General features: G+C 61.9%; 1 protein-coding gene. It reads left to right on the forward strand.

The window, feature by feature from the left end; genetic code table 11:
- Positions 1 to 585 (forward strand): caspase family protein (locus AC1DU6_RS35035; protein WP_477863155.1); only part of this gene is annotated, 585 nt, incomplete at both ends.

The following is a 585-nucleotide window of genomic DNA, read 5'->3' on the forward strand; positions in this document are numbered from 1 at the left end:
GGCCAGCGCTGCATTGGCCGAGAAGCGCATCGCGCTTGTGGTCGGAAATTCCGGCTACCAGAACATCACCCGCCTCGATAATCCGAAGAACGACGCGAAGCTGATGGCGGAGACGCTGAGCGGTCTCGGCTTCACGCTGATCGGCGGCACTGCGCAATTGGATCTGGACAAAAGCGCACTCGATCTCGCCGTGCAGAATTTTGGACGGCAGGTTCAAGGCGCTGACGTTGCTCTATTCTATTACGCGGGCCACGGCGTGCAGGTCAGCGGTTCCAACTACCTCGTGCCCGTGAATGCCAATCCGACCCGCGAGGCGGATGTCGATTTCCAGATGGTCGATATTAATCTGGTGCTACGCCAGATGCAGGGCTCCGGCACGCGCCTCAACATGGTCATTCTCGATGCCTGCCGGAACAATCCGTTCGGGTCGCGTGGCCTGCGTGCCTCTGAGGGCGGCCTCGCCCAGATGCGCGCACCGGAAGGAACGCTGATTTCCTACGCGACCCAGCCCGGCAGCGTGGCGCAGGACGGCAGCGATGGTAACAGCCCCTATACCAAGGCACTGGCGACCACTGTGCGCCAAGC

It is taken from the genome of Roseateles sp. P5_B10, from assembly GCF_056400485.1.